Source organism: Stenotrophomonas sp. YIM B06876 (genome assembly GCF_030711595.1).
Lineage (GTDB): Bacteria > Pseudomonadota > Gammaproteobacteria > Xanthomonadales > Xanthomonadaceae > Stenotrophomonas.
Genome location: NZ_JAUJUJ010000002.1, coordinates 157,682 through 170,409 on the forward strand (window position 1 = coordinate 157,682; position 12,728 = coordinate 170,409).

11 protein-coding genes are annotated in these 12,728 nt (G+C 68.5%); all 11 read right to left on the reverse strand.

Annotated elements, in window-relative coordinates; all coding sequences use genetic code 11:
• Positions 1-205: 205 nt before the first annotated feature.
• The 11 genes from lipA to QZH66_RS01910 all read right to left on the reverse strand — a co-directional run bounded on the left by lipA (position 206) and on the right by QZH66_RS01910 (position 12,583).
• Positions 206-1,216 carry a lipoyl synthase gene (gene lipA / locus QZH66_RS01860; RefSeq protein WP_305804242.1) on the reverse strand — a complete coding sequence of 337 codons (1,011 nt, stop codon included), beginning with the start codon at positions 1,214-1,216 and terminating at the stop codon, positions 206-208.
• Positions 1,217-1,232: 16 nt separating this feature from the next.
• Positions 1,233-1,937, reverse strand: coding sequence for a lipoyl(octanoyl) transferase LipB (lipB, locus tag QZH66_RS01865; protein WP_305804243.1), 705 nt, complete (start codon positions 1,935-1,937; stop codon positions 1,233-1,235).
• Complete coding sequence (locus QZH66_RS01870) at positions 1,925-2,203, reverse strand: DUF493 family protein (RefSeq protein ID WP_305804244.1); 279 nt, start codon at positions 2,201-2,203, stop codon at positions 1,925-1,927. The genes lipB and QZH66_RS01870 overlap by 13 nt, the downstream gene beginning before the upstream one ends.
• Before the next feature lie 416 nt (positions 2,204-2,619).
• Positions 2,620-3,822, reverse strand: a complete 1,203-nt coding sequence (locus tag QZH66_RS01875; protein ID WP_305804245.1) for a D-alanyl-D-alanine carboxypeptidase family protein — start codon at positions 3,820-3,822, stop codon at positions 2,620-2,622.
• Between the two features lie 96 nt (positions 3,823-3,918).
• Positions 3,919-5,166 carry a septal ring lytic transglycosylase RlpA family protein gene (locus QZH66_RS01880; RefSeq protein ID WP_305804246.1) on the reverse strand — a complete coding sequence of 416 codons (1,248 nt, stop codon included), beginning with the start codon at positions 5,164-5,166 and terminating at the stop codon, positions 3,919-3,921.
• Positions 5,163-6,299 (reverse strand): lytic murein transglycosylase B, encoded by a 1,137-nt coding sequence (mltB, locus tag QZH66_RS01885; protein ID WP_305804247.1) that lies wholly within the window; start codon positions 6,297-6,299, stop codon positions 5,163-5,165. The genes QZH66_RS01880 and mltB overlap by 4 nt, the downstream gene beginning before the upstream one ends.
• 443 nt (positions 6,300-6,742) lie before the next feature.
• Complete coding sequence (gene rodA, locus QZH66_RS01890) at positions 6,743-7,849, reverse strand: rod shape-determining protein RodA (protein ID WP_305804248.1); 1,107 nt, start codon at positions 7,847-7,849, stop codon at positions 6,743-6,745.
• Positions 7,846-9,891 (reverse strand): penicillin-binding protein 2, encoded by a 2,046-nt coding sequence (gene mrdA, locus QZH66_RS01895; protein ID WP_305804249.1) that lies wholly within the window; start codon positions 9,889-9,891, stop codon positions 7,846-7,848. The genes rodA and mrdA overlap by 4 nt, the downstream gene beginning before the upstream one ends.
• A 2-nt stretch (positions 9,892-9,893) precedes the next feature.
• The gene (gene mreD / locus QZH66_RS01900) at positions 9,894-10,391 is read right to left on the reverse strand and encodes a rod shape-determining protein MreD (protein ID WP_305804250.1); all 498 of its coding nucleotides are present in this window, start codon (positions 10,389-10,391) and stop codon (positions 9,894-9,896) included.
• Positions 10,388-11,407, reverse strand: coding sequence for a rod shape-determining protein MreC (gene mreC / locus QZH66_RS01905; RefSeq protein WP_305804251.1), 1,020 nt, complete (start codon positions 11,405-11,407; stop codon positions 10,388-10,390). The genes mreD and mreC overlap by 4 nt, the downstream gene beginning before the upstream one ends.
• Positions 11,408-11,536: 129 nt before the next feature.
• A complete protein-coding gene (locus QZH66_RS01910; protein ID WP_305804252.1) occupies positions 11,537-12,583 on the reverse strand; it encodes a rod shape-determining protein in 1,047 nt (348 codons plus the stop codon).
• Positions 12,584-12,728: the final 145 nt, after the last annotated feature.

Here is a 12,728-nt window from a genome sequence, read left to right on the forward strand (position 1 = left end):
CACCGGGCCGAAAAGGGAGACTGCGGGTGTTTCAGACAGGCTGACAGTGCCGAAAGTTTCGGTGCTTGTCATCCCGGGCCCATGCAGACTAGCCGGCGGCCTGTAGTGATTTGTGAACCGCCCATGCAGTGCGCGATGGCCCCGGCGCGGTTGTCAGCGCCGGCATCGTGACGCCCGTTCCCGCGCCGCAGACGCAAATGCGGAATCAGCCCGCCACGCCGGCGTCGGCGGCCTGGCGGTCGGCATGGTAGGACGAGCGCACCATCGGCCCGGAGGCGACGTGGCTGAAACCCAGCGCGTTGCCGTAGTCTTCCAGCGCCTTGTATTCCTCCGGCGTCCAGTAGCGCAGCACCGGATGGTGGTGCGCCGTGGGCTGCAGGTACTGGCCGATGGTGATCATGTCCACGTCATGCGCGCGCAGGTCGCGCAACGTGGCCTGCACCTGCTCCAGGGTCTCGCCGAGACCGAGCATGATCCCCGACTTGGTGGTCAGGTGCGGGTGCTGCGCCTTGAACTTCTGCAGCAGGGTCAGCGACCACTGGTAATCGGCGCCGGGACGCACGTTCGGATACAGGTCCGGGACGGTCTCGATGTTGTGGTTGAACACGTCCGGCGGACACGTCGCCAGGATCGCCAGCGCGCGGTCCATGCGGCCCTTGCCGCGGAAATCGGGAGTCAGGATCTCGATGCGGGTGGTGGGGGCCTTGTCGCGGATCGCGCCGATGCAGTCGACAAAATGCTGGGCACCGCCGTCGCGCAGGTCGTCACGGTCGACGCTGGTCACCACCACGTACTTCAGGCCCATGTCGGCCACGGTCTGCGCCAGGCTGGCCGGCTCGCCGGCATCGGGCGCCTTGGGCCGGCCATGCGCCACATCGCAGAACGAGCAACGACGGGTACAGACCTCGCCCAGAATCATGAAGGTCGCGGTGCCGTGACTGAAGCACTCGTGGATGTTCGGGCAGCTGGCCTCTTCGCACACCGTCACCAGACGGTTCTCGCGCAATTTGGCCTTGAGGGTGGCCACCGCATTGCCGGACGGAATACGCACCCGGATCCACGAGGGCTTGCGCAGCACCGGCGCATCGGCGAACTGCACCGGTGAGCGCGCGATCTTGTCGCCCCCGAGCTGTTTCACGCCGGCTTGCAGCGGTGCGGCCGGAGTGTCGCTCTGCAGGACCTGCAGGGGGATGGAGCGGGTGCTGGATTCGGTCATGGCGGTATCGGCGGGCTCAGGCCGCGAAAGTCAGGTCGGGCAAATCGGGGGTCGGCTGCAGCGCCAGCCCGAGCTGGCGGGCCAGATGGCGCAGCAGCACCGGCTTGGCGGATTCGATCCCCGAAGGGCCGCCCAAGTCTAGCACCGAGGTCACCTGCAACCCCTGGTAGCCGCAGGGGTTGATGCGGTGGAAGGGCTCCAGGTCCATCGCCACGTTGAACGCCAGCCCATGGAAGGTACAGCCGCGGCGCACGCGGATGCCGAGCGCGGCGATCTTGGCGTCGGCGACATACACCCCGGGCGCGCCGTCGCGTCGCTGCGCCACGATGTTCCATTCATCCAGCGTATCGATCAGCGCCTGCTCGATCCGGCAGACGTACTCGCGCACGCCAATGCCGAGCCGGCGCAGCTCCAGCAGCGGGTAGACCACGATCTGGCCCGGGCCGTGATAGGTCACCTGACCGCCGCGATCGACGTGCACCACCGGAATATCCCCCGGCGCCAGCACGTGTTCCGGCTTGCCGGCCTGGCCCAGGGTGAATACCGGCTCGTGCTCGACCACCCACAACTCGTCGGCGGTGGTTTCGCTACGGGCATCGGTGAACCGCTGCATCGCATGCCACACCGGCGCATAGGGCTGGCGACCGAGATCACGGACCAGCGCCGGACGCGGCGCCCTGGCCACCGCGGACGCGACGGGAACGCGGTCTACAGCGTCCACTTCACTTCCGGATGGTCACGCAGGGCCACGTGGGCGGCGTCGTACTGTTCGCGGCTGTCCGCTTTGAAGGCGATGCGCACGGAAACATACTTGCCGTTGCTGGAATGCTTCCAGCTGATGCGCTCGCTCAGCACTTCCACGCCGGATTGCTCCAGCAGGCGCGGCAGTTCGCTTTCCAGTCCGATCCCCGCCGTGCCCATGGCACTGAGCTCGAAGGTACCGGGAAACTGGAAGCCGTGTTCGGGGTTGTCGGACTTGATTTCCATGCGCCCATTATCGGGGCAGCGGCCGGCAAACCCAAGGTTTCCATGGCCCCTAAAGGCGAGGGCCGCAAGCGCGCCCCTTGGCAGCACTACCCGCCGCTGGATTACCTGGACAGTTGCAGCCGGGTGGAAGACACCCGCCATTGCCGCCCGGCTCGACCTCCCACATCAGCCCGTCCTTCCCCCGCTCGGGTACAGCACCATGCGCAGGTCCAGGCTGCGCACGGCCGCTCCGGTGCCCCGGGCATTGGCCCACAGGCGTCCGGCGCCGGTCACTGTGATGGCCTGCTGCGCGCTGGCCAGTGAAGCGCTGTCCGGCAGGCCCGCAGCCGGGCGGCGATGCCGGTGCACAGAAAAGCCGGCACAAGTGCCGGCTTTTTGTGTCCGCCGCCCGAGGGCCGGCGCAAGCGGGGGCGTCGTTATTCCGACTTCCACCACATCATGAAGCTGTCCCACAGGCGCTTGAAGAAACCGGCCTCCTCGATCGCGGCCACGGCCACCAGCGGCGCTTGGGCCACCACCTTGCCGTCAAGCGAAACCTTCACCGTACCGATCTGCTGGCCGGCGGTGATCGGCGCCTCCAGCACCTTGGGCACGTCCATGCTCGGCTTGAGATCGTTGTAGCGGCCGCGCGGCACGCTGACCAGCAGCGGCTCGGCCACGCCCAACTGCACCTGGTCGCCCTTGCCCTTCCATACCTTCTGCGTGGTCACCGCCGCACCCGGCTCGTACAGGCGATGGGTTTCGAAGAAACGGAACCCCCAGTTCAGCAGCGCCAGGCTGTCGTTGGCCCGCTGCTTCTCCGAGCTGCCCCCCATCAGCACCGCAATCAGGCGCTGGTCGCCGCGCTGGGCCGAACTCATCAGGCAGTAACCGGCGGCCGAGGTGTGGCCGGTCTTGATGCCGTCCACGCTCGGGTCACGCCACAACAGCAGGTTGCGGTTGGGCTGGGTGATGTCGCCGACCTTGAATTCCTTGATCTTGTTGTAGGCGTAGGTCTCCGGGTAATCGTGCACGAGGGCCCGGCCCAGCAACGCCAGATCGTAGGCGGTGGAATGGTGCCCTTCGGCGGTCAGGCCATGGGCGTTGACAAAGTACGAGTCCTTCATGCCGATCTTGGCGGCATAGCTGTTCATCAGCGCGGCAAACGCTTCCTGGCTGCCGGCCGCGTGCTCGGCCAGCGCGATCGCGGCATCGTTGCCGGACTGCACCGCCATGCCCTTTTCCATGTCTTCCAGACGCGCGGTCTGGTTGACCGGGAAACCGCTGTAACTGCCATCGGTGCCGGCGCCCCCTTCGCGCCAGGCGCGCTCGCTCATCATCACCTGGTCGTCGGGCTTGATCTTGCCGTTCTTGATTTCGGCGGCGATCACGTAGGACGTCATCACCTTGGTGATGCTGGCCGGCGGCAGCTGCTCATGGATGTTCTCGCCCGCCAGCACCTGGCCGGTGGCGTAATCCATCAGCACCCAGGATCTGGACGCGCTGGGAACCGGCGCCGGTGGCGTGGCGACCACCGTCGGCGCGGCGGCCGCCGGGGCTGGAACGGGAGTAGGCGTCTGGGCGGAAACCAGGCCCATGGCGAGCGTGGCCATGGCGGCGATGGCGAAACGGAATTTCATCGGACAACGGTTCCTGATGGACGGGCAGATCGGGGCAAGCATTGTAGGGCGACGACGGCAGGCCGGAGTGCGGCGGCCCCCGTCCGCATACGGGATTCAGTCACGGACGATCTGTGGCTGGCCAAACCCCAGCCCCGCGATGCGGCCGGCGAGCTCGGCGGCATTGCCGACGTCATTGGCCGCGACCCGCAACCGCCACAGGGTGCGCCCGCCACTGACGATGTCGCTGAGGCTGGCCCCGGCGATGCCGGCCGACGCCAGCTGGCCCAATGCCCGGGTGGCGTTGTCGCGATTGGAGAAACTGGCCACTTGCAGCAGCACATTGCCCAGCGCGCTCGCGGCCAGGGTGGGGGATGCCGTCGGCGCCGGGGCAGCGGCTGCCGGTGGCGGCGTGCCCGCTGCACGGCCGCTGGCCACGCGCACCCCGGCGTCCTTCATCCACGCATCGGACCTGTCGGCGGCGTCCGCCGCCGCGGATGCCGCGGCCCCGGCGCGCGCGACGACCGGCGCCGTGGCCACGGTCTGGCGCGCGGTGGTCACGGCGGCGGCCGTTACCGGCGGCAACTTGCCCACCAGCCGGTCCATATCACTGGCCGCCGCGGTGGCGGCAGCCCGGCTCGCGGCCTGGGCCCGCCGGGCAGGTTTATCCGCTCCGGCGGCCAGCAGATTGTCGCTACCGGGCGTCAGCCCTTTCACCTCGACCCGGCCGGTGCCGCGCTGGGTGATACCCAGCCGCACCGCCGCGGCATAGCTCAGATCGATCACCCGGCCGTCGTGGAACGGGCCACGGTCATTGACCCGCACCACCACCGATTCGCCATTGTCCAGGTTGGTGACCCGCGCAAAACTCGGCAGCGGCAAGGTCTTGTGCGCGGCAGTGAAGGCATACATGTCGTAGACCTCGCGATTGGAGGTCAGCCGGCCGTGGAACTTGCTGCCGTAGTACGAGGCGATGCCCTGCTCGGCGTAGTCGGCCACCCGGTCCATCACTTTGTATTCCTTGCCCAGCACCGTGTACGGCGAGCGGTTGCCCACTGGCGAACGCGGTTCATCGGTCACCCGCGGCTCCGGGATACAGGCCACATTGGGCACATAGTCCGGAGTGGTGTCCGAGACCCCGGGCTTGTACAGGCCGCCGGCGGTGTAATTGCCGCGGGTGGAGAGATCCTCTTTCGCCGGCGCATACGGCGAGCCTTCCGGGCAACCCCTGGCCGCGCTCTTGCCACCATGAACCACGCCGCCCGGCCTGGCCGCGGCGGCCGCGGGTCCGGACTTCTTCGGTGCGCTGCTGCAGGCCGCCAGCCCGAGCACCATCAACGCAGGGACCAGCCATCGCATCTTCATGCCGGCGGAAGCTCCTCGCCGGCGATGGCCCGGGACAGCTGGAACACGGCCATCGCGTACATTTTGGAGAGGTTGTAACGGGTGATCGCGTAGTAGTTCTGGAAGCCCAGCCAGTACTGTTTGCCGTTGCTGGCCTCCAGCGTGATCGGGGTGGCGGTGGCGCCCGCCCGCACCGGGCCGCTGGCGCGGTAGCCGCGGGCCGCAAGGTCGGCCAGGCTGTAACCCGGCGTCCAGTCGGCGGGATTGAACTCGTCCCTGCCCGCCGCCAGCGTGGCCGGCACCGCCACCTGCCCCCCCCGCACCCAGCCGCCCTTCTTCACGAAATAGTTGGCAATGGAGGCGAATACGTCGTCGTAGCTGTTGAACAGGTCGCGGCGGCCATCGCCGTTGCCGTCGACGGCGAAATCCAGATAGCTCGACGGCATGAACTGGCCCATGCCCATCGCGCCGGCATAGCTGCCCTGCAGCGCGGTGATGTCCAGGTTCTCGTCGCGCGTCAGCACGAACAGCTTGGCCAGCTCGTCGCGGAAGAACAGCTCGCGCCGCACCTCGCGCTCGAGCTTGTCCGGGTCGCCGCTGCGCGGGTAGTTGAAGGCCAGCGTGTACAGCGCATCGAGCACCTTGTGCTTTCCGGTGTTGGCGCCGTAGCTGGTCTCCACGCCGATGATCGCCACGATCACTTCGGCCGGCACCCCGGTTGCCGCCTCCACCCGCTTCAGCTCGTCGCGGTGCTGGGCCAGGAAGGCACGGCCGCCGTCGATCCGTGCCTGGCTGATGAACATCGGCCGGTACTCGTTCCACGGCTTGACCCGTTCGGCCGGGCGCGACATCGCCGCGATGATTGGCGGGCGCACCTGGGCACTGGCCAGGGTGCGGTCAATGAACGCCGGATCGATCCGGTAGCGGGCGGCGGTGTCGCGGATGAAGTTGGCCCGCGCGGTGGCGAACGGCACCGGAGCCAAGTCCACCGGCGGCAGGTTGCCAGCGGTTTCCGGCGCGGCTTCGGCCGGCCCCTTGCCCGGGACAACCGACCCGGCCGGCATGGCCGCGGACGAGGGAGTGGATGCCTGCGGCGGGGTCGCGCAGGCGACCAGACCGAACGTGAAAAAACAGACCAGTGCGCTTCGAATCATCGGGCGAGATTAGCAGGTCAAGGATGAATTTCCATCAATAAGACCATGAATCGCAACAGGATTGAAGCACTTCAAAGCCGTGGATTGCGGCTGTATCGGGGCGTCTGTGCGCTGCCCGCCGCCCTGAATGCGGCCCCCGGGGCGACGGCAGGCCGGCGCCGGGCCGGAGGCCTGCCGTGCGGATCAGCGGCGGCGGATCCGAAAAATGGACTGCCGGCTGCGCCCCCATCCCCGCAGGCGCAGCCGGCACTCCCACCGGATCCCGTACAGGCCTGGTCCGTCTCCCCACGGACCAGGCCCCGAATTCGGCACGACCGGGCTGCCGCCCCGCCTCCCCCGCGGCGCGTGGCGACCGGCGATGGGGGCGCCATTGTGAACAGCAACGCAAAAAATTGTTTTGATCTGGATCAAAACTCCAGACACCCGGCGCCGCACGTTTGCCGTCAGTGGCCATGCACCGGGCGATGCGCGCGCACCGCCATCACCAGCCCGAAGCCGGCCAGCAGCGACACCGCCGAGGTGCCGCCATAGCTGATCAAGGGCATCGGCACCCCGACGACCGGCATCACCCCGGAGATCATGCCGCCGTTGACCAGCACGTAGACGAAGAACGCCAACCCGGTGGCGCCGGCCAGCAGCCGCGAATAGCTGTCGCGGGACTGCACCGCGATCCACAGGCAGCGGCCGATCACCAGCAGGTACAGCGCCAGCACGATGGCCACGCCGATCCAGCCGAACTCCTCGCTCAACACCGAGAACGCGAAGTCGGTGGTCTGCTCGGGAATGAAGTTCAGATGCGACTGCGAGCCCAGCCCCCAGCCCTTGCCGCCGAGCCCGCCCGAACCGATCGCGATCTTGGACTGGATGATGTTCCAGCCCGCGCCCAGCGCATCGCTCTCCGGGTCCAGGAACATCAGGATGCGGTCCTTCTGGTAGGGCATCAGCAGCCAGAACCAGGCGACAGGTGCGGCTGCCGCCACGCCGCCCACGCCCACGCCTACCCACCACCAGGGCAGTCCCGCCAGCAGCAGCACGAAGGCGCCACTGGCCGCGATCAGCACCGCGGTGCCGAAGTCCGGCTGCAGCATCACCAGCGCGGTGGGCAGGCCGATGATCAGCGCAGCCACCAGCACCACCGGCACCCGCGGCGGCAGCGGCACCCGGTGCAGGTACCAGGCCACCATCATCGGCAGGCTAACCTTGAGCAGCTCGGCCGGCTGCAGGTAGAAGAATTTCAGGTCCAGCCATTGCCGGCCGTATTTGCCGGTGCCCAGCACGAATACCGCCAGCAGCGGCAGCATCGACAGCGCATAGATCATCGGCGTCCACGCGCGGATGCGCAGGATCGACAACCGCGCGATACCCCACATCGCCAGCAACCCGACCCCGAAACGCGCCGCCTGCGCCATCACCAGGCGGTCACCGCCGGCGCTGTGCAGCACCGCCAGGCCGATCCCCATCAGTGTCAGCAAGGCCAGCAACAGGATCCAGTCCACACCGCGGGTCAGGCGCCCGCCCATCTCGCTGGCCCAGCGCAGGAAATCGTTCATCGCCGCGGCTCCAGCGCCGGTCCCGGCGGGGCAATGGGTGGTGCCGCTGCCGCTGGCGCAGGCGCGCCCAGCTGCACCGGAATGTCGTCCTCCAGCGCCGCCGCGGCGTGTTCGCCGGCGACATGCAGGGCCGGATCCTCGGCGTCGAACGGGGTGGTGCCGATGCTGGTGGTGCCGCGCTCGCTGTCCAGCGGCTGCAACCCGTCGGGCATCTTGCCCAGCAACCAGGCGTCGAACACCTTGCGTGCGATCGGCGCGGCCGCCGAGCCGCCGTAACCGCCGCCCTCCACCGCCACCGCAATGGCGATGACCGGATTGTCGGCCGGCGCGAAGCCGACAAACAGCGCGCGGTGGCGCAGGTGCATCGGCAGGCTCTTGGGATTGACCGAGGCGGTGCCGCGCCGGCTGACCACCTGCGCGGTGCCGGTCTTGCCGGCCATCACATAGGACGCGCCGACCGCCGAACGCCAGCCGCCGCCGCCGGGCTGCATGGTCGCCTTCATGCCCTCGCGCACCGCCTGCAGGTTGCCCGGATTCGGGCTGATCGGCCTGCCCGGCGGTTGCGCCAGCGGCAGCCAGTCGTGGTCGAAGCCGGCCCGCTGTTCGATCACCAGGTGCGGGCGCCGCAGCTGCCCGTCGGCAAGGCCCCCGACCGCGCGCGCCAGCTGCAGCGGGGTGACCTTCCACAAGCCCTGGCCGATGGCCGAGTTGACCGTATCGCCGGGATACCAGCGTTCTTTGCGCGCCTTCAGCTTGGACTGCGGCGAGGGCACGATGCCGCCGATCTCGCCGACCAGATCGATCCCGGTCGGCTGCCCGAAGCCGTACGCACCCATGTAGTGGTCGAAGCGCTCGATCCCCAGGTCCAGCGCCAGCCGGTAGTAATAGGTATTGACCGACTGGGCGATGGATTTGCGCAGATCGGTCCAGCCATGGCCGCTGCGGTTGGCATCGCCCCAGCCGCGGCTGGTGCCGGGCAGATAGAACATGCCGGTGGACAGCACCTTGTCTTCCGGCCGGCGCACGCCACTGTCCAGCCCGGCCAGACCGATCAACGGTTTGACCGTCGACCCGGGCGCCACCCCGCCCAGCACCAGCCGGTTGAACTGCGGCCGCGACGGGTTGGCATTGAGCGCCTTGAAGTCGGCGTGGGAGATGCCGTTGACGAACAGGTTGGCGTCGTAGGACGGCAGGCTGACCATCGCCAGCACCTCGCCGGTGCGCGGGTCGATCGCCACGGCGGCGCCTTCCTCGTCGCCGAACGCGGCCACCATCGCCCGCTGCAGGTCGGCATCGACCGACAGCCGCAGGTCGGCCCCCGACTGCGCCGGCACCCGGCCGACGGTACGGATCGCCCGCCCCTGCACATTGGTCTCGACCTGCTCGTAGCCGACCTTGCCGCGCAACGCCTGCTCGTAATAGCGCTCCAGCCCGGACTTGCCGATATGGGTCAGCGCGGCATTGCCCTCGCCGAGGGTTTCCAGATCCTTGTCATCGATACGGCCGACGTAGCCGATGACGTGCGCGAACAGGTCGCCAAAGGGATAGCGCCGGGTCAGATACGGCTCCAGCTCGACCCCCGGATACTTCCAGCGATCCACCGCGAAGCGGGCCATTTCCTCATCGTTGACCCGCAGCTTCAGCGTCACCGGCAGGAACCGCCGGCGCGCCTTGCGCAGTTCGTTGAAGCGCTCGATGTCCTCGTCGGTCAGCGCGAAGATGCCCTGCAACCCGGCCAGAGTCGCATCCATGTCCTCGACCTTGTCCGGGGTGACATCGACCCGGAACGCCGGCACGTTCTCGGCCAGCAGCCGGCCGTTGCGGTCGTAGATCATGCCGCGCCCGGGCACCACCGGCCGGGGTTTGATGCGGTTGGCCTCCGACCGGGTGGCGTAGATGTCGTGGTCCAGCACCTGCAGCTTGAAATACCAGCCGCCCAGCGCCAGCAACGCCACCACCACCGCGAAAAACCCCAGGGCCGCGCGCCGGCGGAACTGCTCGGCCTCGGCGTGGACATTCTTGGCCTGACGGCGCGGATACATGCTCAGCGCCCGCGGCCGCGACTGCGCCGGCCCAGCCGCACCGCATCGAGCAGCACGAACAGCGGCAACCACAGCAGCATGCCCAGCAGCGGTGCCCACCAGTAGGTCCACGGCAGCATCGGCTCGCCGGCCAGCAGATGGATGGCGGCATCGACGATGCGGTCATTGGCCAGCAGGCCACCGATCGCCAGCGCCTGCTGCGACATCGGGAAGAAACGGATGCGCGCGCGGAAGCGCTGCAGGATGAACGTGAAGATCACCAGCCGCAGCGCCTGCTCGCCAAGGATGCTGCCGTACATAAGGTCGGCCAGCACGCCGATTGCAAAGGCGAATCCCAGCCCGACCCGCTCGGGCGTTTCCATCACCCAGTAGGCCAGCACCAGCGCCAGCCAGTACGGCCGCAGCGGCTGCAACAGCGGCGGCAGCGGCACCAGCCCCAGCAGCAGGGCCAGGATCAGGCTGACGGGCAGGACCCAGCTCTTGGTGCGCAGGCGACTCATGGACGCGGCTCGGCAGCGGCACGGGAAGAAGGCGCGGCCGGGGGCGGTGCGACGTCCGGACGGGCCGTTTTCACCGCGGTGCCGGCAGCAGTGGCGGCAGGCACCGCGGCGCGGCCGGTGGCGGGTACCGCGCCGGTAGCCGGCGTTGCCGCGGTTTCGGCCGCTGTACCCAGCGCCAGCGCCGGTACCGCGCGCAGCAGCAGCACATCGCGGCCGCGGTCGAGCTGGGCCGCCGGCTGCAGATCACCCACCAGGAAGGCGTGGGTATCGTCCGGCCGCAGCCGGGTGATGGTTCCGACCGGGAACCCGGACGGGAACCGGCCGCCCAGTCCGGAGGTGACAATCTCGTCGCCCACTTCCACCCCGGCACTGAGCGGAATGTCGCGCAGCTCCAGGGTGTCGCCGCGGCCGTAGACGATCAGGCGCACGCCATTGCGCGCCACCGTCACCGGCACCGCATGGTCCGGGTCGGTCAGCAGCAGCACGGTCGAATGCGCCGGAGTCACCGCGATCACCTGGCCCATCAGGCCACCGGCATCGATCACCGCCTGGCCAACGTGCACGCCCTCGCGGCTGCCGGCATCGAGCACCAGCCGTTGCCGCACCGGGTCCAGGTCGATATCCAGGATCGGCGCCAGCTGCACGTCCAGCCCGCTGCGTTCGGCCACGTTGAGCAGTTCGCGCAGCTGCGCGTTGTCCAGCGCCGCGGTCTGCAACCGGGTCAGGCGCGCGTTGGCGAGCAGCAACTGGTTGCGCAGCTCCCGGTTCTCGGCCACCAGCTGGTTGTGGCTGGCGGCGTTGTCCTTGACCGAGGAACCCAGGCGCCCCGGCAAGCCGGCCAGCGCCCATACCGGCTGCACCAGCACGGTGGCCTGGCTGCGCAGACGCGACAGCCAGCCGCCCCGGTCGTCGAGCACGATCAGGGTGATGGCCAGCGCCAGATAGGCGAGCAGCCGCAGCGGGCTGCTGGCATCACCCTGGCGGGAGGCTACGGGAGGACCGGCGTAGGGCGGCACGACAAGCTTCGACTGGAAAAAGACGGGAGAAGGATGCGACAACGCCCCAGCGGGGCGATGTCCGGCGCGGCACCCACGCCGGCGGCATCACGCCGCGGAGGCGCGTGCGCGATACAGGGCCGGCACCGCTTATTCCGGCGCAAAGAACTCGTTGCCGTGCATGTCCACCAGCTCCAGCGCACGGCCGCCACCGCGGGCCACGCAGGTCAACGGGTCATCGGCCACCTGCACATACAAGCCGGTTTCCTCGGAAATCAGCCGGTCCAGGTCGCGCAACAAGGCGCCACCGCCGGTCAGCACGATGCCGCGCTCGGCGACGTCGGCGCACAGTTCCGGCGGGGTCTGCTCCAGCGCCAGCTTGACCGCGGAAACAATCCCCGACAGCGGCTCGTGCAGGGCTTCGAGCACCTCGTTGGAGCTGATCTTGATCATCTTCGGCACGCCCTCGGCGAGGTTGCGGCCGGAGATTTCCATTTCGATCACTTCGGCCTGCGGGTAGGCGCAGCCCAGCTCGACCTTGATCCGCTCGGCGGTGGCTTCACCGATCAGCATGCCGTGGTTGCGGCGCACGTAGTTGGTGATCGACTCGTCGAAGCGGTCGCCACCGATGCGCACCGAGGCCGAATAGACGATGCCGTTGAGCGAAATCACCGCCACTTCGGTGGTGCCGCCGCCGATATCGATGACCATCGAGCCGCGCGCCTCGGTCACCGGCATACCGGCACCGATCGCCGCGGCCATCGGCTCTTCGATCAGGAACACATCGCGCGCACCGGCCTCCTCGGCCGATTCCTTGATCGCGCGGCGCTCGACCTGGGTCGAGCCGGCCGGCACGCACACCAGCACGCGCGGGCTGGGACGCAGGAAGCGCGACTTGTGCACCTTCCTTATGAAGTGCTTGAGCATCGCCTCGGTGTAGGTGAAGTCGGCGATGACGCCGTCCTTCATCGGGCGGATGGTGGTGATGTGGCCCGGGGTACGGCCGAGCATCTGCTTGGCCTCGGCGCCGACCGCGGCCACCGAACGGGTGCCGCCAATGGCGCGATCCTGACGTACCGCCACGACCGACGGCTCGTTGAGCACGATTCCCTGCCCACGCACGTAAATGAGGGTATTGGCCGTGCCCAGGTCGATGGACAGGTCATTGGAGAACATGCCACGCAGCTTCTTGAACATCTGGGAGGTGATCCTGAGGGGTGTCGTGCCCACGCCGACTGGCGAAAAAATGGGCAGAAAATGAGGTCCGCTAGCCTATCAACCCACCCCGGCCCGGGCAAGGACAATCCTTGTCAAAACGGGGCGCCGGACCGATTCCGGTCGC

Bases quoted from the DNA above. Each gene is read 5' to 3' on its own strand.
- QZH66_RS01880 (WP_305804246.1), bottom strand. From the start codon at position 5,166: ATGAAGATGCGATGGCTGGTCCCTGCGTTGATGGTGCTCGGGCTGGCG.
- QZH66_RS01875 (WP_305804245.1), bottom strand. From the start codon at position 3,822: ATGAAATTCCGTTTCGCCATCGCCGCCATGGCCACGCTCGCCATGGGC.
- mrdA (WP_305804249.1), bottom strand. From the start codon at position 9,891: ATGTATCCGCGCCGTCAGGCCAAGAATGTCCACGCCGAGGCCGAGCAG.
- lipA (WP_305804242.1), bottom strand. From the start codon at position 1,216: ATGACCGAATCCAGCACCCGCTCCATCCCCCTGCAGGTCCTGCAGAGC.
- mltB (WP_305804247.1), bottom strand. From the start codon at position 6,299: ATGATTCGAAGCGCACTGGTCTGTTTTTTCACGTTCGGTCTGGTCGCC.
- mreD (WP_305804250.1), bottom strand. From the start codon at position 10,391: ATGAGTCGCCTGCGCACCAAGAGCTGGGTCCTGCCCGTCAGCCTGATC.
- QZH66_RS01910 (WP_305804252.1), bottom strand. From the start codon at position 12,583: ATGTTCAAGAAGCTGCGTGGCATGTTCTCCAATGACCTGTCCATCGAC.
- QZH66_RS01870 (WP_305804244.1), bottom strand. From the start codon at position 2,203: ATGGAAATCAAGTCCGACAACCCCGAACACGGCTTCCAGTTTCCCGGT.
- rodA (WP_305804248.1), bottom strand. From the start codon at position 7,849: ATGAACGATTTCCTGCGCTGGGCCAGCGAGATGGGCGGGCGCCTGACC.